At 37.3% G+C, this 25,038-nt stretch carries 25 protein-coding genes; 16 read left to right on the top strand and 9 right to left on the bottom strand.

Going from position 1 to position 25,038, the window contains the following annotated elements; translation table 11 throughout:
- The first annotated feature begins 32 nt into the window (after window positions 1-32).
- Together Q4597_RS10010 and Q4597_RS10005 are read left to right on the top strand one after the other, a co-directional pair.
- A complete protein-coding gene (locus Q4597_RS10010; protein WP_215914098.1) occupies window positions 33-191 on the top strand; it encodes a lmo0937 family membrane protein in 159 nt (52 codons plus the stop codon).
- A 25-nt stretch (window positions 192-216) separates the two neighbouring features.
- Entirely contained in the window at window positions 217-1,098 is an 882-nt protein-coding gene (locus Q4597_RS10005) for a DUF808 domain-containing protein (protein WP_303406099.1), read from the top strand.
- Window positions 1,099-1,236: 138 nt separating this feature from the next.
- Here Q4597_RS10005 and Q4597_RS10000 read toward each other — a convergent pair whose 3' ends face one another.
- Window positions 1,237-2,340 (bottom strand): adenylate/guanylate cyclase domain-containing protein, encoded by a 1,104-nt coding sequence (locus Q4597_RS10000; protein WP_303406098.1) that lies wholly within the window; start codon window positions 2,338-2,340, stop codon window positions 1,237-1,239.
- Window positions 2,341-2,512: 172 nt separating this feature from the next.
- Here Q4597_RS10000 and Q4597_RS09995 point away from each other — a divergent pair, with 172 nt between their 5' ends.
- From Q4597_RS09995 to Q4597_RS09935, 13 genes are all read left to right on the top strand, one after another.
- The gene (locus Q4597_RS09995) at window positions 2,513-3,028 is read left to right on the top strand and encodes a DUF5004 domain-containing protein (RefSeq protein ID WP_303406097.1); all 516 of its coding nucleotides are present in this window, start codon (window positions 2,513-2,515) and stop codon (window positions 3,026-3,028) included.
- A gap of 282 nt (window positions 3,029-3,310) precedes the next feature.
- Window positions 3,311-4,363, top strand: a complete 1,053-nt coding sequence (locus tag Q4597_RS09990) for a succinylglutamate desuccinylase/aspartoacylase family protein (protein ID WP_303406096.1) — start codon at window positions 3,311-3,313, stop codon at window positions 4,361-4,363.
- Window positions 4,364-4,549: 186 nt separating this feature from the next.
- A complete protein-coding gene (locus Q4597_RS09985; protein ID WP_303406095.1) occupies window positions 4,550-4,972 on the top strand; it encodes a hypothetical protein in 423 nt (140 codons plus the stop codon).
- A 417-nt stretch (window positions 4,973-5,389) separates the two neighbouring features.
- On the top strand, window positions 5,390-7,300 hold the full coding sequence (locus Q4597_RS09980; protein WP_303406094.1) for a P-loop NTPase fold protein: 1,911 nt from the start codon (window positions 5,390-5,392) through the stop codon (window positions 7,298-7,300).
- 2 nt (window positions 7,301-7,302) lie between these two features.
- Window positions 7,303-8,043, top strand: a complete 741-nt coding sequence (locus tag Q4597_RS09975; protein ID WP_303406093.1) for a hypothetical protein — start codon at window positions 7,303-7,305, stop codon at window positions 8,041-8,043.
- A gap of 2 nt (window positions 8,044-8,045) precedes the next feature.
- Entirely contained in the window at window positions 8,046-9,416 is a 1,371-nt protein-coding gene (gene qatC / locus Q4597_RS09970) for a Qat anti-phage system QueC-like protein QatC (protein ID WP_303406092.1), read from the top strand.
- On the top strand, window positions 9,416-10,141 hold the full coding sequence (gene qatD / locus Q4597_RS09965; protein ID WP_303406091.1) for a Qat anti-phage system TatD family nuclease QatD: 726 nt from the start codon (window positions 9,416-9,418) through the stop codon (window positions 10,139-10,141). Before qatC ends, qatD begins: the two co-directional genes overlap by 1 nt.
- A 222-nt stretch (window positions 10,142-10,363) precedes the next feature.
- Window positions 10,364-10,879, top strand: a complete 516-nt coding sequence (locus Q4597_RS09960) for a hypothetical protein (protein WP_303406090.1) — start codon at window positions 10,364-10,366, stop codon at window positions 10,877-10,879.
- 111 nt (window positions 10,880-10,990) lie between these two features.
- The gene (locus Q4597_RS09955; RefSeq protein WP_303406089.1) at window positions 10,991-11,407 is read left to right on the top strand and encodes a hypothetical protein; all 417 of its coding nucleotides are present in this window, start codon (window positions 10,991-10,993) and stop codon (window positions 11,405-11,407) included.
- Window positions 11,408-11,607: 200 nt separating this feature from the next.
- Window positions 11,608-12,237: a hypothetical protein gene (locus Q4597_RS09950; RefSeq protein ID WP_303406088.1), complete on the top strand. Its 630-nt coding sequence runs from the start codon at window positions 11,608-11,610 to the stop codon at window positions 12,235-12,237.
- A gap of 78 nt (window positions 12,238-12,315) precedes the next feature.
- Entirely contained in the window at window positions 12,316-13,056 is a 741-nt protein-coding gene (locus Q4597_RS09945) for a DUF2185 domain-containing protein (protein ID WP_303406087.1), read from the top strand.
- 234 nt (window positions 13,057-13,290) lie between these two features.
- A complete protein-coding gene (locus Q4597_RS09940; protein WP_303406086.1) occupies window positions 13,291-13,800 on the top strand; it encodes a hypothetical protein in 510 nt (169 codons plus the stop codon).
- Between the two features lie 64 nt (window positions 13,801-13,864).
- Window positions 13,865-14,422: a hypothetical protein gene (locus tag Q4597_RS09935; RefSeq protein ID WP_303406085.1), complete on the top strand. Its 558-nt coding sequence runs from the start codon at window positions 13,865-13,867 to the stop codon at window positions 14,420-14,422.
- A 90-nt stretch (window positions 14,423-14,512) separates the two neighbouring features.
- Here the strand turns inward: Q4597_RS09935 and Q4597_RS09930 are convergent, their stop codons facing one another.
- The 3 genes from Q4597_RS09930 to Q4597_RS09920 form a co-directional block, all read right to left on the bottom strand.
- Window positions 14,513-15,154, bottom strand: coding sequence for a hypothetical protein (locus Q4597_RS09930; RefSeq protein ID WP_303406084.1), 642 nt, complete (start codon window positions 15,152-15,154; stop codon window positions 14,513-14,515).
- A gap of 2 nt (window positions 15,155-15,156) precedes the next feature.
- A complete protein-coding gene (locus Q4597_RS09925; protein ID WP_303406083.1) occupies window positions 15,157-15,669 on the bottom strand; it encodes a hypothetical protein in 513 nt (170 codons plus the stop codon).
- A gap of 412 nt (window positions 15,670-16,081) precedes the next feature.
- Window positions 16,082-16,699 (bottom strand): hypothetical protein, encoded by a 618-nt coding sequence (locus tag Q4597_RS09920; RefSeq protein ID WP_303406082.1) that lies wholly within the window; start codon window positions 16,697-16,699, stop codon window positions 16,082-16,084.
- A gap of 527 nt (window positions 16,700-17,226) precedes the next feature.
- On the opposite strand from Q4597_RS09920, the gene Q4597_RS09915 reads away from it, so the two are divergent.
- The gene (locus Q4597_RS09915) at window positions 17,227-17,427 is read left to right on the top strand and encodes a hypothetical protein (RefSeq protein WP_215439595.1); all 201 of its coding nucleotides are present in this window, start codon (window positions 17,227-17,229) and stop codon (window positions 17,425-17,427) included.
- Window positions 17,428-17,446: 19 nt separating this feature from the next.
- On the opposite strand, the gene Q4597_RS09910 is transcribed toward Q4597_RS09915, so the two are convergent.
- The 5 genes from Q4597_RS09910 to Q4597_RS09890 form a co-directional block, all read right to left on the bottom strand.
- On the bottom strand, window positions 17,447-19,531 hold the full coding sequence (locus tag Q4597_RS09910; RefSeq protein ID WP_303406081.1) for a sulfatase-like hydrolase/transferase: 2,085 nt from the start codon (window positions 19,529-19,531) through the stop codon (window positions 17,447-17,449).
- Window positions 19,532-19,558: 27 nt separating this feature from the next.
- Window positions 19,559-21,088: a glycoside hydrolase family 30 protein gene (locus Q4597_RS09905; RefSeq protein ID WP_303406080.1), complete on the bottom strand. Its 1,530-nt coding sequence runs from the start codon at window positions 21,086-21,088 to the stop codon at window positions 19,559-19,561.
- 31 nt (window positions 21,089-21,119) lie between these two features.
- Window positions 21,120-22,730 carry an arylsulfatase gene (locus Q4597_RS09900; RefSeq protein WP_303406079.1) on the bottom strand — a complete coding sequence of 537 codons (1,611 nt, stop codon included), beginning with the start codon at window positions 22,728-22,730 and terminating at the stop codon, window positions 21,120-21,122.
- A 15-nt stretch (window positions 22,731-22,745) separates the two neighbouring features.
- Window positions 22,746-23,402: an SGNH/GDSL hydrolase family protein gene (locus tag Q4597_RS09895; RefSeq protein ID WP_303406078.1), complete on the bottom strand. Its 657-nt coding sequence runs from the start codon at window positions 23,400-23,402 to the stop codon at window positions 22,746-22,748.
- A 125-nt stretch (window positions 23,403-23,527) separates the two neighbouring features.
- Window positions 23,528-25,009 carry an arylsulfatase gene (locus tag Q4597_RS09890; RefSeq protein ID WP_303406077.1) on the bottom strand — a complete coding sequence of 494 codons (1,482 nt, stop codon included), beginning with the start codon at window positions 25,007-25,009 and terminating at the stop codon, window positions 23,528-23,530.
- Window positions 25,010-25,038: the final 29 nt, after the last annotated feature.

Here is a 25,038-nt window from a genome sequence, read left to right as displayed (position 1 = left end):
TATGCCCTTGACCCTTTAAAACAGAAAAAAATATGAAATATCTTATATATACCCTCATAATAGTATTGATAATTGGATGGATTTTAGGATTTTTGATTTTTAAAATTCTAGGAGGCCTTATTCACCTATTATTGGTACTGGCCGTCATTCTCATAATCTATAACTGGTTTATAGAACGAAAAAAAAACTAAATAACAAAACACCAACCTCTTAATTATGGCTTCAGGATTTTTTGCATTACTAGATGATATTGCCACACTCATGGATGACGTTGCCGCTATGAGTAAAATTACGGCCAAGAAAACAGCAGGTATTCTTGGTGATGATTTGGCCGTGAATGCCGAAAAAGCTTCCGGATTTATGTCCAATCGTGAGATTCCAGTGCTTTGGGCCATCTCCAAAGGTTCTATGGTGAATAAATTAATCATCCTGCCCGTAGCCTTTCTGCTCAGTGCTTTTTTGCCCTCTGCCATAATTGTCGCCTTAATTTTAGGAGGATTGTACTTGGCCTATGAAGGTGCGGAAAAAATCTATGAAATCTTCGTGCCCCATCATGACGAATCGCATGAAAAACTGAACGCGAACATGACCGAAGCAGATATCCTTGCTTTGGAAAAGGAACGCGTAAAATCTGCCATTGTAACGGATTTTATACTTTCCGTAGAAATAATAATCATTGCGTTGGGCGCAGTAGCTGCAGAACCACTTTCCATACAAATACCGGTAGTTTCATTAATTGCCCTTATTGCCACCGTTGGTGTTTACGGCATAGTGGCTTTAATAGTCCGTATGGATGAATTTGGGCTAAGGCTCATCAACCTAAATGAGCGGGACAATAGCTTTTCGGACTATATGGGTAGATTCTTGGTAAACGCTTTGCCTTGGGTAATCAAAAGCCTTTCCGTTATAGGTACTTTAGCCCTTCTATTGGTTGCAGGCGGTATTTTTGCCCATAACATTCATTTTTTCCATGACCTTTTACCGCAACTTCCAAGTATCGTTAAAGAATTCTTGGTAGGCCTTGGTGTTGGTTTTGTGGTCTTATTGGTCGTTAAATTGGTAATGAAAGTTGTAAGTCTTTTTAAAAAGAAAAAATAGGCTACTACATCAAAACGGTGTGGGGTTTTAAATCCTATAGGTATCATTGGTCTTCTTTCTGTATGACATCCATTTCCTGTTGAAAAAAGCTACTCAGCGGGTGACTCCCGTATTGTGGTGCAATGGCATCTTTGTACTTCACCCCTCCCGCTCCACGGTAAACAGTTCTACGGTTTCCTCTTTGCCCCTAAGTGGTGTATTTCCCATATCGCGGGGCTTTAAATGGGCTGGCAGCCGTAGTGCTTCTATCAGCCTTTGGGACACTAGAAGGTCTACTTGGTAACTGTTACAAAGCCCTTGTATACGGGCCGTAGTATTAAGAACATCTCCAGTAAAGATAATCTCCTTTTTTAGGGCACCTATTTCTCCGGTGGTTACCTTTCCATAATGCAGTCCGGCCTTAAAACGAGGCACTACGCCAAATTTGGTACGGTAGGCTTCGGTCTTGGCATCTAGGCTGTCTTTCATTGCAAAAAAACAACGGATACAATTGTTGTTCTTTATGCCCGCTTCAAACGGCCAGGAAATCACAATTTCATCGCCTATATACTGGTAGACCTCACCTTCATGGGCCACAATGGCATCGGAGAAATCCGAGTAATAGGACTTCAGCAATTCAAAATAGGTAATATGGCCCAGCTCCTCCGCGATGGTGGTAGAAGATTTCATATCCAGAAACAGGAACACCCGTTTCTCCTCCACAGGTTTATGGTATTTCCCCGTGAAAAAATTCATAAGTACCCCATGCCCCAGATTATCACTGATCTCTAAATAGAAGAGCGACAAAAACAGGCTGACCACCAAAGAAATTAAAGTGCTATAAAAATCCATGCTCAGTAAAAAATTCATGAACTTCTGTAGCACAAGAGAATCCCACGGAGGCACCTCTAGTTCTATACTTGCCGCCAGCGGATAGGTCAAGACTATAACGGCCAAGATAAATAGGAGGTAAAACCCCATTTTATAAACGATTTTCTTTGCCAGACTCCGGTTCTGGAACAGCTTGCCCAACCAGAATATTTCAATACACCCCATTAACAGCCCCACGCAGCCAACGGCAATAATGGCAAAAACAAAAACCTCTAGCGTAAGCGAAATGGATGTTTCCGGGTTTATATTTTCATTACCCGTTACGGCCTCCTGAATAAAAAGAATAAACAGCCCCAAAACCATATGGATAATACCAAACGGCGCAACACGCGCTAGGTTTCGCTTCATTTTTGGAGATAGGCCGGTTTTCATGGTTGGTTTGTACGATAACTGTGCACTAAAGTTATAATCTTTTTTAAAACCCGTGCCGTACAGAGCAGCCAAATAAAAGCTGAGCCGGCCCTTGGCGGATTTAACACAAGCGCATCGCAACCCTTTGGCCAATTTCACATCTATCTAAAGAACCTAAAACACATATGTACCAATGAAAAGAAAATTCATTTTTTTATTTACCGCAGTTCTTTGCAATGCATTTTTTATTTCCTGTGAATCCGATAACAGCGTAACCTGTCCCGAAGATTATACGGGCGCTCTGGATACCACCGAAGAAAAATTAGTGGGTAAATGGGTGCTGACCGCTATGACGGCCGATACGGAAATTGACCTTACGGACGATAGCGAAGAAAACCCCAGCGAGGACCTTTTTGCCCAGTACGGCGATTGCCAAAAAGATGCCAGCTACACCTTTAGCGCCAACAGGGACTACACGTACGACCAGAGCCAAAATGCGGCCGATTGCGATAACAAGGTCGTTTTGGGCGGTACGTGGAAGTTGAGCGGAGACCTGCTTAGTCTTACCGGTAGCTGTAACGTTCAGAACATACCGCTAAATTTTAAAGATGACGACTCTGCCTATACCTTTACGGATACGTTTAATATCGTAGACGTAAACGGACAAACCACTCAGGCCAAGGTTACGTTTACCTACACGGCTCAATAACGGCTGTACGCCAAAACATACGCCCTATTCTATGGGCACAATTTTGCCGGTTTGGAACACCCAGTTCTAGCCGGCAAATTTGTTTTAGGTTTCTTTGGGCGGATAACAAAGCAAATGGATTTCCAACAGAACATTACTCCCATATAAACCACAGCGCTTGCCTATAAAAGTCTCTAAATTTTTAACTTTGTTCTACCCTAAAAATTTGGCGGTGCCTTGCTGCCCAATTTTAACTTTTGCGCACTAGGTTCCGCGTACGGATAGTATAAAATTTGCACATTCATGATCAGAACACAGCTTACAAAATTGGCCCTTGCCTTGGTACTCACCATAACTAGCTTGCCCCTTAGGGCGCAAGATAATTTTAAAGAAACCTTTGCCGAAACCAACAGACCTGCTTCCCAAAATATTAGGGTTACGCTAACCGATGCCCAAGACCGTGCGGCTACGGTGCCCATCACTATCCTAAAAGGAAAAAAAGAAGGGCCGGTATTTACCATCCTTTCCGGGGTGCACGGCTATGAATATCCGCCTATTATAGCAGCACAGGAATTGATTCAGGAACTGGATACGGACCGGTTAACGGGCACCGTAATCATTGTGCCCATAGCCAATACCGCTTCCTTTTTCTCCCGTACGCCGTTTAAAAACCCCCAAGATGATGTGAATTTAAACCGGGCCTTTCCGGGGGATGCCTCTGGTTCCATTACCCAAAAAATAGCGGCCATGTTCACTACGGATATCATTCCGGTAAGCGATGTTCTTTTGGATATTCACGGGGGCGATGCCAATGAGGACCTCCTCCCCTTTGTCTGTTATTACAACAACGAACAAAAACCGGAACAGACGCAATTGGCACGCAAACTGTCCAAAGCCAGTGGGTTTCAGTATATGGTTACCTATCCGTACACCTTAAAAGATACGGACCCTGCCCATTACGCCTTTAAACAGGCCGTACAGGACGGAAAGACCGCATTGAGTATTGAGAGCGGTAAATTGGGTAACGTACAAAAAGAGGCCGTTGCCAGCATAAAAAAAGGGGTGTACCAAATGCTACATAAAATGGAGATGTACCAAACCAAAAGCAGCCCTGAAAAGCCCATTGAACTGAACGGGCAGGCTTATGTAAAGGCGGAGACCAAGGGCGTATTTTTTAGCGACCTAAAAGCGGGAGATTCTGTAAAGAAGGGCGATATTCTAGGGCACACCAAAGATGAATTTGGGAATACCCTAGCCGAAATAAAAGCGCCCCAATCAGGGATTATTCTTTATAAAATTGGAACCCCACCCGTAAATGTGGGCGAAACCGTATTTTGTATCGGGTACAACCGTTAAACGGTGGTAGCTTTCTACTCACCCTTTTCTTTATGAATTCCAATTGCATAAAACACTAGAAGAATAAACTAAAGCTAAAATTGAATTGGTTTGATAGTTCTAAAACAAACTACCTACTATTCAATATAATTGTTAGGCTTAGTTGCCGGGTTTGCGTATTTTTATAATACACTAAATCAATCTGTTATGGGACAAGATAGCAAACCTCCAACTTCCTTTTGGCTCGTATCTTCTTTTGCCATTTTATGGAATATCATTGAAATTTATTTTAGTTCCTATGAGCTTAATTTTCTACAGGAACATTTAACTACCGAGGAGTTTGATAAAATGCAATCTCTTCCTAGTTGGTATATTGTTGTATTTCTCATTGCCCTATTTGCCGAAATGCTAGGTAGTTTTATGCTGTTTATGCGAAAGAAAATTGCCTCCAATTTTTTTGCCCTATCACTATTTACGCTGCTTTTTATAGAACTGTATTGGCTACTGGTTTTTGACATTAAAAAAACCTCGGTTGTATTTTATGCCATTATTCCTATGGTGGTTATTGCAATTGCCACATTCCTTTATTTCTATAGCAAACGGGCCACTAAAAAAGGTTGGCTGCAATAAACAAATTGAATTTATAGAAAACACAACGAGAACAAACGGCCCAACAGCACATTTTTCTAAAGTGGGGTGAAGAAGAACTGCCAAAAAATAATAAACCCATAGAGAACGGAAATTTAGAACCACCTTCTTCTCTTTTTTATACCGATGAGCTAAAACTAGCCCGTTTAGAAAAAACGTTTTACCCTACCCTTTACCGATAAATTCTTACACTTAAACGAATAGTGTATTTCTTACACGACACTTACGGTTTTCTGTAATCGTATAATGGTTTTTTGTGTGATATTTAAGCACGGTTTTAAGAAAAATTATCCATTTTAGTTAAAAATGATAAGATTTTTTGAGATAGTGTAAAAAATTGAAAATAAATAATTGAATACAATTTCATACTTTAAATTTCATTGAAAAATTTAATAAAATATGTGGTCAGATAACGAAACATCAGAAGATTTACTTGGCTTTAAAGTACATGCAGACTTATTGATAGATGTCATTAAAGATGATTCTGTATTACCAATAACAATAGGTGTATTTGGAGATTGGGGAAGTGGAAAATCTAGCATCCTTAAAATAATTCAAGAACAATTTCAAGACTTAAATGGGGAGCCAAAAAACGATGAAACACTTTGCATTTATTTTAATGGGTGGACTTTCGAAGGTTATGATGATGCAAAAGCAGCTTTGTTAGATTCTATATTAAAAGAACTGGAAAACAATAAAAGTTTAAGTGATGAAATAAAAGAAACTGTAAAAGAAAAAGCAAAAAAACTTTGGAAATCAATAAACTGGATGAGAGGAGCTGGTATGGTTTTAAAAAACGTAGCACTTCCTGCTGTATCAGCCTATTTTACAGGAGGACTAAGTTTAGCTCCTTTTGCTATGCAAAAACTATCAGAGTGGAATCTTGACAGTCCCAAGAAGTTAATAGAAAAACTAAACTCAGAGGAAGGAGAAGATTTTTTTAATTCATTACAAAAAGAAAATGAGGAAGAAAAGACCTCTAGTAATCCGGTAGCAGAGTTCAGGAACGACTTTATGGATTTATTAAACACAACAGCATTCAAAAGATTAGTAGTGATAATTGATGATTTAGATAGATGTAAACCTGAAAGAATAATTGAAAATTTAGAAGCAATTAAATTATTTGTGAATGTTCCAAAAACTGCTTTTATCATAGGTGCTGACCCTAGGATTGTTAGACACGCAATTGAATTTAAATATGGAAGTTCCAATCCTATACAAGATGACAATTCAAGAATAGTTGATGATTACTTAGAAAAACTGATACAACTACCCTACTCATTACCTAAACTATCAGAGCCAGAAGTTGAAACTTATATATCAATGCTTATTTGTAAAAGAGAAATTGGTGATGAAAAATTTAAAAACATTCATTATGATTTTCAGGAATTTAGAGTAAAAGACAAATACTCAACCTACGGTTTATTGAATATGGAAACGGTTCTTCCTATAGAAGATTTCGAAAAAGTAAAATCCAATGTTATATCAATTCCTTCATTAGTTCCTCTTATAACCCAAAGTTTATATGGAAACCCTAGACAAATAAAAAGGTTTCTTAACACGTATATTTTAAGGCAAAGATTATCAGATGTAGCAAAGCTTAGTGATTTCAACACGTCTGTTTTAGCAAAACTTATGCTACTAGAATATTCAGAAATTAGACTTTTTAGACAATTGTTCGATTGGCAATTAAATCAAGATGGGATGCCAAAAGAGATAAAAAGTTTAGAAGAGATTTGTAATGGTGATAATTTAGGAAATGAGTTACACGAGATAGATAGTGCAGGTTTTGGTGACTGGAGTAAAGATAAAATTATTAAATGGCTTCAAATTGAACCAAAACTATCCGAAATAGATTTGAGAGATTACTTTTGGATTTCAAGAGATAAGATATCTACATCTATTTCAGCATCCAGTTTAATTCCTCCTATTGTAAAATCCTTGTTTAAAGAATTAAATCAAGAAATGCCTACTGGTACAAGGAAGAAAATATTTAACGATAAATTTCATTCGTTAACTCCTCTAGAAAAAGATGCTTTCCTAAATCTACTATCAAATAACGTTAAAAAGAATCCAAAAGAAAAAATCGGTTTTGAAATATTCAATCTACTTGTAGATGAAAACATTGATAATGTTGCGTCTTATTATACCGAGACATTAAAAACACTGAATAAAAACGAAATAGAAGCATCAGTTGGTCTTAGTTTGAGAAAGTATAAAACACACCCTGAATTAGGGGAGTCTTTAAATGAATTATTTAAAGACAATAAAACTAGAGCCAGCAAATCTTATAATCTAAAAAGCAAATAAATATGGGAACTTCAAAATCATTTTCTGATGCACGACATGCAATGATGCCTAATTGGAGTGACTTAAGCACTTCTTTAACAACAAGTTGTGACTCTGGCCCAATTCCTAATGTAAAGAAAAAGAAAATTTTACGGAATTATGTTACTGTAATTGGAGGAGCAAACAAAGCGGGTCGTGGAGGCTCAAAAATTGCAGGAAAAAGTGGAATTAAAACAGGAAAAAAAATAGGCAGTTTTTTAGGAGCATTTACAAGTTCAGGAAATAACCTTCGTCAAACTTTAGAAAATACTGGATTAACAGATTTACAAAATAAATCAGTTGAAGATGTAATAAATCATTTAATCGAATATTGTTCTGGTACTGCATCAACAATTGATGAAGTTGCTGCAAAAGAAGCTACAAGAAAATTACTAGAGGAACTTGTTTCAAATGCCCAGAGTATTGATGAAATGGAAGAAATATTATCAAATAAATTTGATGAATCCTCTTCAGAAGATATTATTATCCAATATTTTGGATATTATATTTATGAGCATTTAGATAAATGGTTTTATGAACATTTGATAAAGAAAAAAAATCAATCAGACTGCAACAACCTTTTTAGGGAGATAAAAGACTTTATTTTTGAAAGTTTAAAAGGTGTGCAACGTGTAAACTCATTACAAAAACTTGATTGGGGTTCTGATGATGCTGACAGATTAATAAAAAATATACAACAAGATATATTAACTGTATTTGAATAATTATGAAAATAAATATCCAACTTAATGAAGCTATTGGTGGAAATTTTTCAACCATCAAATTGGTTTTTAATAACCCTAGAAATGATCATAAAGAAGAAGAAATAGAGCTAACACTTCGAAGTTTTGATATTGCCTATGATTTAACAAATGACACAAAATCTATAAAATTTGATTTGTTTTTAATCTCAGCATTGGTTTATGGTATTGATAACCTTTTAGATAGAAAGTATTGTTCTGATGATGGATGGGCAAGAGAAATAGAAGTTGTTTTCCCTGTTTATAACCTTGACAAATGGCAAGGTCAAGAAATCATACTACAAGATGCATTAAAGTTTTTAACCGGAGATTACTGGTCAATTAATTTTAATCTGAATACTATTCAAAATTGTTATATCGATACAAAAAAGAAAACAAAAAAAAATACAAGGAAATTTAATTCTAAGAACATAAAAGAAACTAGTTTGTTTTCAGGTGGGTTAGATTCTTTAATAGGAATAATAGATATACTTGAAAGGTTAGATAAGGATGAAGAAATATTGTTAGTGTCACACTTCGATTTCAAATCACCAGGACCAAGTAGAGATCAAAATATATTATTTAAAGCATTAATAAAAAAATACCCTAACAAGATTCAAAATAATTGGATACAAATAAAATTAGCCCTGAATAGAAAAAATTCAATTGGTGAAAAATTTGAAACTGAAAGCAATTACAGAAGTCGTTCATTTTTTTTTATTGGTTTAGGTTGTTTCCTTTCACCATCATCAAATTTAGTTATTCCTGAAAATGGAACAATTTCTATCAATTATCCACTAACACCCTCTAGAGTAAGTTCACTTAGTACAAGAACCACTCATCCTTATGTAATTTCTAAATTACAAACCTTAATTAAAAATCTAGGTATCAATATTGAACTTCAAAACCCCTATAGTCTTTTTACTAAAGGCGAGATGGTCGTTAATTGTATGAATTCAGCCTTACTGAATGTAATTTTAGAAAACTCTACATCCTGCGGCAAACCCGGTCGAAAACAAACTTGGAAACGAAAAGATACTAATCATTGCGGTGTTTGTATGCCGTGTATATATAGAAGAGCATCACTGAACAAATCCGGAAAAGATAATCAAATTTATGGTAGTGATATCACTAAGCCTTTATCAACGAATAGTTTTACCGATATGCCTGCATTGATAAATTACCTAAAAAAAGATATTAGTCTTGAACAAATGAAAAGAGATATATTAATAAACGGTAGCATTCCTCTAGAAAATTTAGAAGAATATGCTGAAATGGTCCTTCGCTCGAAAGAAGAAGTATTAAATTTGTTTAGAGATAAAGGAAATCCTTTTGTAAAGTCAGAATTAGGAGTTTAATGATTGTAGATACTCATTGTCATTTTGATTTATATCCAAATCCCAAAGAGGTTATAAACGATTTAGAAAGATTAGGAATAATAACTATAGGAATGACCAATTTACCTAGTCATTTTAAAATGGGGTATCCTCATATCAAAAACCTAAAAAAAATAAGGTTAGCTTTAGGTTTACATCCTTTAATGGCTTCAAATCATTCTCAGGAACTACCATTTTTTATGAAGTATCTTGATTATACTTCTTATATAGGAGAAATTGGATTAGATTTTTCAAAAGATGGAATTGCCACAAAATCCATTCAGATAGATAGTTTTGAAAAGGTTTTACAAGCTGTTTCAAATAAACAAAAGATAATAAGCATACACTCTAGAGGTGCAGAAAAAGAAGTACTACAAATGCTCCAAAAATATAAAATTGAGAATGCAATCTTTCATTGGTATACTGGAGGTTTAAAATTAATCGATGAAATAGTAAGTTTAGGATACCTCTTCTCAGTTAATACAGCAATGATAAAATCCACTAATGGTCAAAAAATAATAAAAAGAATACCGAAGGAACATATTCTTACAGAATCGGATGGCCCCTTTATAAAACATAATAACAGAGTTGTTAAATCATCTGATATTACTATTGTAATAAACTACCTTAACAAAGTAGTGGAATCAACCGAAATGGAAAAACAAATAACTGAAAACTTCATGAAGTTAGTGCAAAAAATAAAATAAGCCGAGTACAATTAAAAACTGATAGGAATGATAATTAAATTCTTAGTTTAACCTCGTCCACCCCCCGCTAGCGCTCGTTTGTAACGCGTGTTCCACATGAGTATACAAGTAAAACCTAATCTGTATTAGACCAGTAGCTCAACCCAAAAACACCCAGTTACATGAGCACAATGCATACTTCATTTACGCTATCTTTGTTTTTCATACCTAATCTGTCCCAAAATGAAAACGCAACTGCTACCTACCCACTTCTACAATGTATTCTTGATAGTTTTTCTAATAGCCTACAACCCTATTTTTGCACAAGAGAATTTAGAAAACAACAAGATGGTAACCACTGTTTTCAAAGCCTTTAAAAAGAACAACGAAAAGAAAATTTTAAAGTGCTTGCCTACCAAAAAAGATATTGAACACCTTGTTCCGCTAATTAAAGAAGCACGACCGCAAGAAACCATTCCTGCAACAGATTCGGTATTAGCTAATTTTAAAGTGGAGCTAATTAAAAATTTTAGACAATTGATTAAAAAAGGTAACTCTTTTGGTGTGCAATGGGAAAATATAGTTTTAACGGGAGTCCGTTATAATGTTAATCCATACCGGAACCTACTTGTTGAGCGAGGAGATATTACGCTAGAATGTACTAGTGGAGCTATAGAATTTCTTTTGATCATAAAAAAGTCCATCAATATCCGCGGAAATTGGAGAATAATGAACCAAATGAAATTTAGGATACTGTAAACTAATGCATTAGAATTTTATGTTTGAGAAACTAAAAGAAGTGTTTCTATTCCCAAAATAGATTTACACCTTTAAATAGAATCCATTTAACTATAAAAAAAACAAACCAAATTGGATAATAGTATTATTGGAGTTGGAGCGGCAATTGGTATTAGTTTCTTTATACTTAATAAAAGGAAAAGGCCATGGATGAATCCTAAAGTAGTATGGCTATCCTGCATAGGGCTTTTAGCAATGGGGCTTTACGGGTTTTTGTTTATAAAACCAGAACTAAGACAAGACCGTACTATGTTTTTCGGGTTTTGTGTACCCATTGTTTACTGGATTTTTGATCGGATTTTTAAGCGTATTAGCGAAAATATACATCAGAGAGATTTTATCCTTTTTTTGAGGTATTCGGACGAGATTAATCATGGTTTTGGAGCAAAAAACCCTCATGTAAAAATATCTGATAAATTTTTCTCCATTGGCCTTTTGCTAATTATTGTAGTGACCCTAGTAATTGGGATGAGCATAATAAACACATAAAGAAGTGCTGCAAACACCATAATTTATACAGACTTCGGGTTTTAGAACTAAGGTCTATGTATACTTACAAAGTTGCACTACTGTGTTTCGTTTTCAAAATAAAACTATAGCGCTTTACTCATTTTGCAGACCGAAAACTAATGGTATCTTGTCTCCGCAATATGATTTAGCATAAACCGTTTTATACTTAAAATCAACTTTTGAAGAAGCCAAAAGACAAAAAAGGCCTAATCGTTTTTTCGCTCATTTTTGGAGTTATACTAATTGGTTCTTATCATACGTGGCAAAAAGAAGCCTCTTTAAGTAAACATAGAAAAATGACAATTGGAAAAGTAACCGATTTTAAATATCGTAAAAAAGGGTTTATAGATTACCAATTTTACGTGAATGGGGAGCTTTTTGATACAAGTGACCCTGACGACGCAGGCTGGCCAAACTATATTAGAAACGCAAAAGCTCAGAAACAACACTTTTATTTTGTTGAATACGACTCTACCAACCCATACAATTCTAAAATACAAATACAACGTAAATCAATAGGAACAAACACCTTATTTAAAGATAGTATTCCTATAAAAGCTACTATAGAACAAATAAATAGCATTTCTGATTCTTATATGGATTTGTACATTAGTTACGTTTACCAACAAGGTAGATTTAAATTCAGAACTAGAATTCATAAAGACAGTTTACCGTGCGGAACAGTAGCTAATTGTGAACAAGGAGAGATTGATCTGACAATATCTAAGTACTTTCCAGATGCGAATAACCTTTATTTTAAGAGTTATGATAGAATGGCCATGAAGAAATCTAAAGAGGAAAGAAGATAAGGACCCCAACGTACGTTACATAGAGACGTAGTTGCTGATTATGCCTGTAACTATACTCATATCCATTAAAAAAACAAAATGAGAAAATTCAGCATTGATAACTTCCCAAGTATAGGCGGTGTTATGTGTTCAAAAATGATAGTTGAAGAGAGCTACAAACCTTTGTTCATTTTCAGAGAAAAACCAACTAATGAAAACGATAGCGGCTGGCGTATTTTTTCAGGATTTGAAAGTGACCAATACTCCGAAAATGCTAATAACTTCGGTATTTATGACCCGAAAACCATTTTAAAAATTGACAATTCAATTTCAGAACTACTATTATACAAAGGAGTTGGAACAGTATGGGAAAGAGAACCTAATAAAGATTGGTATGAAGTCTTTGACTATCCGTTAGAAGATGATTTTATGATTGAAAATCAATTAACCGAAAATTGGAAACTTTCAATTAATAACCTCTTTATTAAAAATAAAGATGAAGATGGCATCATGTTTACCACTAATGACAAAACACTACGCTTAGATATTTGGAACTACGATGGTAAATCCAAAGAAGAAATTCTTAAAGAAAAAAAAGAAGAAATCAGCAAAAGAAATGCTGAGAACAAGGTACTAAAGAAGTATCTACTTGATCAAGGAAACCGAATTAAAATAGGTTATCACATTAAAGAATATAGCCAACAAAAAGATATAGAATATAACTTAATCTGTGGCTTTTGCATTGTTGATAATGAAGTATTGAATGCCTTTTTTTATTTTGACAACGAAAGTGATTTGGAATGGGCCTTAAATACTTGGAAAATGATAGATTACTTATAAAAAGGTAACAGTTACACACCTGCCATAAAAGCTATAACCAATTCTACCTCCATCCATGCTGAACGGTGAACCAACATTCCTAGAATCTCCTACACACAATAATTAGTAAGAAATATCATCAAAATAAGTAAACATATAATGATAATTTTGCGATATTTAGTGAAATTTTTGGAGCGACCTTTAACGATTACTGAAGTAGTTAAAGTGTGAACCTCTATTTTTATAACCCTCATAATGGAAAATATGAATTGCCCTTCATGTAAAAAAGAATATCTAGAATCAGTAGATATTTGCAGTAATTGTAGATATCCCTTTAGCGGAACTGAAAAAGAAAAAGCCATTCATATTGGAAAGTTTATCAACCAAAAAGGCGTTTTAGTTGATTCTGAAGCTTCAATAGAAAAAAGTCAGAAAATACTTTATGGGGTTACCGTTATCAACTTAGTATTTCTTGCTATAGGTTTCTTCAATGGTACATATCCATTACTACATATTTTACTCAATGCTGTACTAATCGTTGTATTTTTATTCTGTGCTTATTTTATAAAAAAAAGTCCACTTATGCTAACCATTATTCCTTTAGCATTATTAATCGGTGTTTACACCATCAACTTCATTGTCGACCCGAATTCAGTTTTAAGGGGTGTAATAATGAAGCTGTTTATACTGGGAAGTCTAATCTATAGCATATACTTAATTAAATCTGCGGAAGGGTTCAAGAAAAATTTTGGGTTGAACGGATAATACAATTCCTTTACTCCCCTATATATTAGGGAATAACATGCTTCTGGACACAATAAATCTAAGAATGAAAATTATTTTAATTCTAGTATTACTTTTCACGGTTCATTCAACATATGCCCAAGATTTTTACGAATCTACCTGTGATTGTATCAATCAAATCAAGGATAAATCCAATGAAAGTGAATTAGCCTATAGAACCAAAGATTGTTTAAAGGAATCGACTACCAATCATCCCGAAAAAGTCAAAAAAATTTTAGAAAATTTCGCGAATGATAATCCTAAAAAAAGCTTTGAATTAACAGAAAAGAATACCTCTTACATATTATCCGAAGGACTAAAAACCAATTGTCCCGAATTTGCTAGAATTGATTCCCTGTTTACTACACTGCGAAACAATTCTGAAAATATTATCGAAAAAGTGGCTGATGACATTTGCACTCAGGCAAAAATTGAACCTAAATTATCAGGGCAAGTCGTTGACAGAATTAGAAAAAAAAGTATCGAAAAATATTTAGTCAGTATTTATGGGCAATATAATCTTAGTGATAGTTTAGATTTCAGCCGATTTGAAAATGATCTTAATTTAGAGCTTGAGGAAAACTGTGATGTTCCTAATAAGTAAGAAAATAACGTTTCTTAACCAACCCGTAATACAAATTAGGCATACATTCAATTAAAGAAATACTAATGGACATTGAACCCTATTAAGAACTCAATCCATTTCAATAAGATTAAATTCTCCTTGCTTTTTCAACATACCAATTAAGTGATGTTTTATAGTTTGCATAGGATTGGAATCAACCACAAAATCCGTAGAAAACACGAGGAATAATTTATTGTTTTGCTGTACCCATATCCAACTAATGAACTTAAAATGTATTTCTCGTTCCCTATAATTTTGTAGACTCTGAAAACAAGAATTAGCGGTGTCCTCATCTTTAAAAAACCATTCTTCTACCTTAATATTTCCGTTAGGATTTTCTTCGTTTTTAGTTAAAAAAGAAACGTTTAATCGGGTTGCCTTTGTAAAATCTCTATTATCAAAATCTTGGGCTAAGGTTCCCGCAAATCTTTTGGCTTTGTAATTGTTCAGTCTTCGCTCTATATATTCTTCTCCCTTTATATCGCCAGCATCTTTATACGCTCTGTTTAAGCGTTCATTAAGCTGTGTTAATTGTTCTACAGCGTCTGTCTGAACACTATCAAATAGAACAGTGAACACCTTAATGGGAGTCTCCGTAACACTATCATTTTGCACAGTTGATTGCTCAGGAATCAATTTGCTTTGGTTGTTAGCGCTTTTACAACTACAAAACGAGAGAACACTAAATAAAGTAATTAGTACCTGTTTCATTTTTACACTGTTATTAATGAAGGACGTGTGGCACTTTCATACTCAACAGTCAATAATTGACTATTGCTAATCTGAGTTAAGCTATTCTCTCCCGTCAGATTCCTAATTGTATCACTAAATCTGTCCCATTCACCACCACCACAAATTTCTATGCACCCAATTGAACCATAGCCCCCAGAAATAGGGTTACTAGGACCTTGGTGAATAAAAAACCCATCATATACTCTCCATGCATCATCGTCCATTGTACTTATATAATCCCATGTTAGCGTATGTGTTTGAGCATCGGCTAATCCCACAACTCTAGGTCCTTCCGTAGTTGTTCTATGTACTCCAAAACGTATAGCCTCAAAATCTTCGATCACCGAATTATTTCCGGAAGTTTTACCCTCAATGCTAACACGGTATAAAGGGACTCTATATAAAGTAGAAGGTCTGTTTGGTCTATAAGGATAACTCGTTATGTGTGCATTCCCTAATGTTAGATTTGTAATACGAATGGTAACGGGTCTCATGCTTAAATAGTTTAAAAAGTCTACGAATTATCAGCTTGCTTGCAGTAGCGAACCATAGCCCATATAACGGTTGGAATTGACTAATATACTGATTTCTGTTTACTAAAATGCGCTAAGAAGACCAAAACGGGGTTAGCTTTTGATATAAAAAAATAAATTAATCAATACCCCAGATGGCACAAGCATCATGCTAGTGACTAAGCCCCCCCGCTAGCGTTCGTTTGCAACGAGTGTTCTACACCGTTGCAAGTAACCGTAAGGCCTTTTGATGGTTAAGAACAGGTTCATGACCAGTGCTGGTAAAGCTTTTCACAAGAACATTCAACCTTAAAATAGAAACTTAAATTGCGCACCTAACTTTAACTAACAGAGAAAAGACCAACCAAACCAGGCAGAATTACACCTCTAAAACCTAATACGTCAATCCAAAATAGTCCATAAGCTCCTCATAGCTCATTTTCTCAAAGTTAGGCCGCTCAGAACGCCCAGCAAGAGATACGCCCCCAGGAATCATAACGTACTTATATTGTGGTTTGGCTATAGAGGAACCGGTTAATTCGTGGTCGCTAAGGTCTGTATCGTCCGTAGAGGTGACTTGAAATCTTATTTCCCCCCTATCATCAAAATGAATAGCGACAAAATACCGTCGTATGGCAAAACCGGAGTGATCAAAAACTAAAGGTAATTGGTATACAGCATTAGAACTACTTCTATAAAAGCACAATACAAACCCACCATTGTCTAAAAACTCTCTGGTAAGCCTAACCTCATCTACTTTCATACTTTTTGACCGTGCTCCATCCAAATAACTAAAATCTTGGTCTAGCCAATCGCTATACATAACGTTTGCGGTTCCTGTTTCTCCCTGTTCACCTGTATCTCCTTTTGGTCCTTGCTCACCTTGTACGCCCTGTTCTCCAGCAGGCCCCACGGGCCCAATATCTCCATCCGCACCATCTTTTGAACAAGATGCCAATGTTAGGGTCAACACCATTAATCCGCTTGCTAAAACTCTCAGAATAGTTTTCATAATTTTTATTTCTTTAGATTTTACACCTATTTATGGCGCGAAAAATAAAAGGTTAACCTGTAGAGAGGAAAAAAAGAAAAGAGTAAAATTCCTAGAAAAGAAAGGAAGTTGTGGCTTATTAAGGCCAAGCGCATAAACTGTGGTAGAAAATAGAAATAAAGGGCACTAGCAGTCTGGAATATTTAATTTTCTTTGCTGCGGGTGTTAGCCTTACCATTCTTTTAATATTCCTGTTTTTCCCTCAAAATGAATTTAGTTTTAAACTAATACCAGCAAGTTTTCTTCTTATGGTCCTAATCATAGGAATAGGGAGAAAATTCATCAAAAATAGAATCGCCGAAATCCTTGAGGATATCGTAAAAAACAAAACTTAAAATCTTCGTTACCATACCCCTATCATTAAAAAAGTTATTTTGTTTTTATATGTGAAAGATATGTGCTAAATTTAAAGGAACAGCGCCCTAAACTACTAGCATACAGTAGTATATACAACATCTTAATTACTTAACCACCCTAAATCTAGTCGTATGGAAAAACTTATACGCGGTAGTATCTACATAGACATTTTTCACACCATTTTTGGCGTGGCCGGAGCCATATACTATTATGCACAAGGCCGTTATGCAGCCGGTAGCGTTTTAGCACTTATAGGTATCGTATACTTGATAAAAATTTTGGATCCTTTCTTTAGAAAGCAAAAGTCTAATTTTCAGGAAACCCAAGGGTGAGCACCATCTTAAGCTCATTTTAATGAAACAAAACCGACTCTGGAATTGCTTCTTTGGCAAATGTTGGACCGTTCCATTCAAGATTAAATTGTGGCTTTCCCTTTTTACCGCTTCTGTAATACAATGAAATGGGATGCAATCCGGCTTTTAGCCTGTATTGCCCGCTCATCTTGGAGTTTTTTGTGTACCCATAATCCGCATCAATAACGGTAGATTCGTGAATACGTAGAACTCCTCCTGCATTGGCACTTAGGTAAAAAGTATAAACTCCGTCTGCAGGCACCTCTATATAGCCTTCAAAATAAAGCACTTTACTATTTTCCGAAATTTGGATTTCAGGCGATATTTGCTTGGACACTCCGGTTTCCGATGGTGTTAGTGCCGCTACTGAAGGAACCCAAGGGAAATTCCCCTCAAAGGATTTCCATGTCACACCTTTTTTTAAATCCTTTGCCAATATGCTGGGAACCAAGGCCTGGTCATAAGGACGGACTGCGGTAGAATTGGGCATACGCTGCTGCAGTACACGCGCTTTCATTTCTTGCTGAAGCTCCAAGAAGTCACCCGAACCCGCCAAGTTCTCCGATTGTTCCATATCCTCGATTACATTGTAAATTTCAAAATCATCATTCTCTGACTTAATATCGTATCGGACACCCACATAATCACCCTTACGAATCATCTGCATTTGGTTTCTACGACGGTCTCTTAAATCGACACTAAAATCATCATAACCCGGAGTTTTTCCGTTCTGAAAATATTCCACATAAATAGAACTGGGTGACTGATCTCCCTGGCCCGTTAAGGAAGGTAATAACGAGGTTCCGTTAGATACCGCTGGAGCAGGAATACCGGCCACTTCGGAAAAGGTAGGCATCCAATCATAAGATATACTGGGGCTGGAAACTACCGTGCCCTTCTTTATGTGTTTAGGCCATCTGGCAATAGTGGGCATACGTAGACCTCCCTCCCAACAGTCTCTTTTAATTCCGGTAAAAGGTCCGTAGCTACCAAAAAATGTTGGTACAATAGGCTGGTTTTCCAAATAGGATTCCACCGATGGGCCATTATCCGAAGTAAAGATTACCAAGGTATTATCATCAATTTTTAAGTCTTCTAAAAGTTGAAGGATGTCACCTACGGCCGAGTCTATCCTGCGGGTATCCGTTGCATATCTCTTATAAACGTTCGTCCACGGAACGGGCTTTTTACTGTTCTCGGGAATGTAGGTGGCATCAGCATAATCCGGGTGAATCCAAGAATCTACTTCGCCACTGGCCGTATTTATCATTTTACCGGGTTCACCAAGCCATTGCAGCCCACCGTTAAGTCCGCCTCCTTTGGGATATGCCTGTGTGGGCAGTTCCAATACCGCATGCGGTGTGTCATAGGCCAGATACATGAAAAAAGGTTTGTTACCTTCCTCGCTCTTTTTATGGTCTACAATCCATTTTTTGGCTGCGGCGGTCCATAAGTCTGCGGTATAGGATTTGTCCAGGTCAGGAGTTATGTTGGTCCTGTTTTCATAAACCTCTTTGGTGCCACGGTAAATACCTTCTTTTGGATAATGCTCGTGCCCATCGCCATGCCTTATATATCCCAAATAATAATCAAATCCTTGGTTTAAAGGATGCGAAGGCCAGTTGGGGGCTTTCCCCTTTCCCTGCAATCCCCACTTACCTATGGCCGCTGTCTTATAATCCGCTTCTTGTAAGATAGACCCTAATGTATGGTTGTAAGCCAAAGCCTTATCAAACTGATTGTCCCTGATATTGGCATGCCCTTGACTTTGCCCTAATAGTAACGATGCCCTAGAAGGTGCGCATACAGGCGCCGCGGAATAATGGTGTGGCATTAACGCTCCTTCGTTGGCCATGCGGTCTAGGTTGGGCGTAAATTCCTGGGGCGCGCCATTTCCGTCCTTGGTTGTCCTTTGCTTTTGAAAAAGAACCCCTAAATCGCCAAAACCCAAATCATCCGTTAAGATGAAAATGATATTGGGTTTTTGATAGGTATCCGAAGAGGTCTGCGCGTTTAGCCCCCAACCTATACCAATCATTAAAATTCCGATAGTCGCGATACGTAGTTTGGTAAAGTGCTGCATATATTCCTATTCCTAGTTATGATTTTTTTATTTGAAAACGAAGGTGGTCACAGACTTTTTGGGTATCGTGAAGTTACCGCCTTCTAGTTTCTCTAAATCTTTATATTGCAAATTCTGCTTGTCATCTGTGATATAGCTACGACCTTCTCCATATGCTTCAACTTCTATCGGCAACTTTAAATCTACGGACGCTTCTGTCTGGTTTACAGATACCACCACCAGACTATCATCTTTATTTTTATATGCTGAAATCAATAGCCCCCTCTGTAAGGTTTCAGTTGAATTATAGTGCTCGTAATCAATAGAAATACGCTTTGCTCCAGGGCGGATGAACCTGGCATAATTCCCCAAAGCCCACAACAATTTTGAATCATAGATAGCACCATCTTCCCTATTTTTATCATGATAGACCAAACCGTCTTTAAAGTCATACGGACTCATAGCCAGCCACCAGTGCCACATACTGGCATTAGCAATAGTTAGATCGGCATGGATAACCCGTGCCACATATAGGGCGGTCTGCATACCCAAACCCTTACCTTTTCCTTTAATTTCCTCGTTGTTTTCCAAGATGCAATATTCACTCATCCCGTATGCCAAGAAAGGATATTTTAAAAGCTTTTCCGCAATACGTTCCCTTTCCCTTTTGAGCTTTTCTATAGGCCAGGTGGTGAAATAACTATGCGCCGCGACTTTAGGGTTCAGCGTACTTAAGTTTCCTAAATAATTGGGACTTGAAGGACTGAAGAAGGTTTCAATCTGATTACTTCTATTGTTGTGTTTCTTTTTGGTTCCAGTGAGATAATCAATGGCTCCCGCTTCCGTAATTTCTAATTGAGCCGAAACATGTTGGAGCCGAAAAACAGAATCGATAACCCTAGCGGCAGAGGCCAACTCATTATTGTTCCAAGGAGAACCTTCTTGACCGCCTTTCCATTCCCATTGTGGTTCGTTAAACGGACTTATATAATCAAAATCTACTCCTACACTATCCTTAAAATGATGAAATACATTTACAAGAAAATTAGCGTAGGTACCGTAATTTTCGGCAGCCAGATTCGCCGATAATCCATCATCCGAATGCCCTTTCCCATTCTTTGTAAGCTGAATAGGCGGACTGTTTACAAAAGCAATAAATTGCTCCACTCCCCTCTCCTTCGCAGCTTTTAAAAACCACTGTTGTCCTGCCTGTTTTTTCCAGTCGTATACACCTTGACCCTGTAAAAAACCTTCCGTTCTTCGCCAAGGGTCCTTTATGCCACTATCATCCCCTTGAGCTGCACTTCCCGCTCCAATATTAAATCGCCAAGCGGATAGCCCAATCCCCTTTGGGGAACCTTGGTCATTTATCTCCATACTAAACAACCAATCCGCTATTTGGTTTCGTTTATCATCGGGCCATAATCCCGTGAATTGGGCCGCCCATGCATCCGAAGCCGCAAAACTATGAAGGGTCTGGTACTCGATATCCTTATCGATTTTCACTTCAACGGAATGCTGTGCCATTCCCTTTCCGCAAATGCCAAACACAAATATTCTCAATAACAAGTTCTTCATGTACCTCACGCTTCTTTTCTTTATGTGTTCACTACTTGCCAGCTTTGGTGACTTTTAAAATACTTCCGTTATTTCTGAAATGGCCATTTCTAAAATCGCCCTCACAAGCATCCAAAAGTTGGCTTTTCAATTCTTGTAATTTCTGCGGATGTTCTTTGGACAAATCTTTGGCTTCCTTAAAATCATTGGGCAGATAAAACAGTTCAAAAACATCCTTATCCAAATCTGTTCGTATTTTCCAACCTTCATTGGTAATTAAGGTGGGGCCGGTATAGGAGGAGTACACCACAAACTCATGTTCCTCTCCCAAATTTTGCCCTATCAACTCATTGTAAAAGGAAATTCCATCAGTATTCACCGGTCCTGAAAAGCCAACAAGTTCCGCTACGGTAGCCAAAATATCATAGTTGGCTATTAGCTTATGAGACGTTCTTCCCGCTTCTATTTTAACGGGGCATTTAATGATCAAGGGAACCTGAATGCCACCCTGAAGGTTACTTCGCTTCATTCCGGCACGCCCCCCGTTTCCGTCAAAAACATCGCCGGACAAATGACTGTAGTATTTATGCTCCACATCATCAAAACGCTTGCCCGTTTTTATATTGGAATACGGTTTTTCTACACGCCCTTCCTGTGCATAATAAATTTCATGTCCATTATCGGCCGTAAATATGATCAAGGTATTATCATCAATTTTAAGCTCTTTTAACCTTTGCATAATCTGCCCCACATTGTCATCCAACATTTTTACCATAGAGGCATACTCCTTTTCAATGGGCGTTAAGCGGTCGTCATTTAGAAAATCCTCATGGACTTTAGGAATGGCCACAGGGCCGTGAGGTAACTGCGTGGGGAAATACAGAAAAAAAGGCCGGTTCTTATTGGTGCCAATAAAATTGAGGGCTTTGTTCATGAATAAGTCTTGGGAATACTGCACCTTCCCATCCATAAGCTTTCTTTCCTTATAATTTTCGGGTATTTCCGGTTCACCGGATTTACCACAGTTGGCCAAAGTGTTCCCTTCTATATGTACCAGTTTTCCCTTTTCAAATAAAAATGGAGGATAAAACCCATGTGCACGTACGTGATCCAAATAACCATAATAGTAGTCCCAACCGTGTCTTTTCATTTGATAATCTGTAGTTGAAAAACCCCATTCCAATTTTCCAATTTGTACCGTTTTATACCCAGCCTCCTGTGCCACCTGCCCTAAAAACAATTGATTATCAGGTATTGGTGTTAACGCACTATTTACCATATTTTCAATTTGAGCTTGACTCAATTCTCCCGTACTTATCTTCTTATATAATGTGCCCGGTGTAATCTCAAAGCCCTGTTCGTGACTATCATGAAGGCCGGTAATAAGGGATGCGCGTGCCGGGGCACATAACATGTTGGAATAGGCTTGGGTAAAACGCATTCCTTCTCTGGCCAACTGGTCTATGTGAGGTGTCTTTATAATTTTTTGTCCTTCATGCCCTAATAATCCTATTCCCAAATCATCGGCATATATAAGAACAATGTTGGGTTGTTGAACTGTAGTATCGTTACTTTTATATTCCTGCGCATAGCCGCAAAACAACCCAATAAGCATGACAAAAATGATCATATATCTTTTCCGAAACTGTACTACATACTTCATATGAACAGAATTAAATTAAATGGCGTCTAAGCTATTTTCTATTCCTTCTACCACCGGTATAGAAAGTAATCTATAACCTTCCTTTGTATAATGTACATTACCCGAGCCAGCGGGGTGTTTCTTGTGAATCTTTTTGGAAGTACGATTAAGCGGGTTTACCCGTATCCCATGTTTTTTCATGACCTCTAACGCCGCTTTATTATATATTTTGTCCGATTTTACAAAGCGCCCCACTTCGCCTTTAGGCACATAACTGGTTGTGGCAAAAATGAGCTGGGCCCCTGTCTTTTCTAAGCGAATTACCAGCTTTTCTAAATTTGCGGCATACACTTCTGGAGTATAGGTTACCGTACCCTTTATTTTATCTCTGTTCCCCACTTCCTTTGAATCCGGATGGCGGTAGCATAAATCCCACAGGCCCCAATTAAAATGGATAACATCCCATTGGGTACCCCCTAACCATTCCTCCAATTTCTCAAGCCCCGTACCCGTATGTTGGGCATTTCCTTCATTATGAAATACATTGGCCCTATCCCGTAAAGCCGATTTTACATGTGGCGTATAACCTATAGAAATGGAATCACCTATGATGAGAACATTAGGTTTAGTGTCCTGTTCAAAACCGACTAAAATTCCGCATAGTGCGATAATTAGAAACAATTGTTTTTTCATTTTCTGTAATTTTATTGGTGATGAAACTCTTGCTCTCCACTCAAAGTCCTATTCTTAAATCAAATAAAGAGGCCCAAAAAAATGGACCTCCCTCAACAAAAATTAACTAACTCTAAATCACAATATTATTTTACGTTCAGATAGGTTTCTTGGTTAAATGTAAACACTTCTGATGGCGTTCGTGCCTCTTCAAACAAGGTCTTCATTTCTTCTATAACTTCAGGATGCTTTTCTGCCAAATTATTTTCCTCGGCAACATCCGTATTCATATCATACAGTTCAATGGGCACATTTGGCCCACCAAAAACGTTATATTTTACCGCTTTCCAATTATCCTTACGAATGGCCTGCCTACCACCCTTTTCATGAAATTCCCAATACAGATATTCATGATTTTCCTGCTGGTCGTTATTCCCTAAAAGAGTGGGCAAAAACGAAATTCCGTCTAAACCCTCTGGAGTTTCTATACCTGCTATTTCCGAAAATGTAGGGAACACATCCCAAAAAGCGGATACTAATTCCGTGGTTGACCCTGGTTGAATTTTTCCCGGCCATGACGCAATCATAGGAACACGGATACCCCCTTCATACAAATCCCTTTTTGTTCCCCTAAGCGGTCCGTTACTGTTAAAATAATCAGGGTCTGCGCCGCCTTCCGTATGGGGTCCATTATCCGATGTAAAAACCACTATAGTGTTCCGGGCAAGACCCAACTTCTCCAACTTGGCTACAATTTCACCAACTTGTTCATCCAAGAGATGCACCATGGAAACAAATGCCGCATGCGGTTCTTCCTGTGAACGGTAAGGACCTTGGTTAAATTCTGGACCATCATCCACACCCTCGTAAGGGGTCTCCGGTGGAAATTTGCCACTATACTTTTCCATGATTTCTTCAGGTGCCGCCAATTCCGCATGCGGAATAATGGAAGCTACATATAGAAAGAAAGGATTGTCCTTGTTCAACTCAATAAACTCCAATGTTTTTTCATGTATCAATTCTGGAGCATACGTTCCTTTATTTGCGCCCTTGTTACCATTAAGTACCAGAGAGTCCTTATTGGCCCATAAGTGACCCGGGTAGTAATTGTGCCCCAAACGCTGACAGTTATATCCGAAAAAAGTATCAAAACCTTGATTTAACGGGTCTCCTTCAGAGCCCGGAAACCCTAATCCCCATTTTCCAAAAGCGCCTGTAGTATAACCGGCATTCTTCATAGCTTCGGCCATGGTAAAAGTATTGTCCGGTAAAGGGTATTGGCCTTCTGGCATAATTTCTTTATTTCCCCTAACCACCGTATGACCAGTGTGCATACCTGTTAATAAGGCCGATCTGGAAGGTGCGCAAACCGTACTGCCAGAATAATGTTGGGTAAAGAGCATGCCGTTCTTTGCCAGCTTATCTATGTTGGGCGTGGCAAATTTTTCCTGCCCATACGAACTTAGATCACCGTACCCCAAATCATCTGCCAAAATATAGACAATATTGGGTCTACCGCTATCGGTTCTTTGGGTAGTTTCGGTAGCTTCATTTGCTTTTTGCCCCTTGTTCTTACAAGAGAAAACCAAGCTTGCCAACAGAATAAAATAAAGAAAATGTTTCATCATGATGATAAGGTTAATAGATGCCACGAAGC

Origin of the sequence: Zobellia sp. 1_MG-2023 (assembly GCF_030549125.1) — a bacterium.
Lineage (GTDB): Bacteria > Bacteroidota > Bacteroidia > Flavobacteriales > Flavobacteriaceae > Zobellia > Zobellia russellii.
The sequence above is the reverse complement of the archived record's forward strand: the minus strand, read 5'-3'. Positions and strand labels throughout refer to the sequence as shown.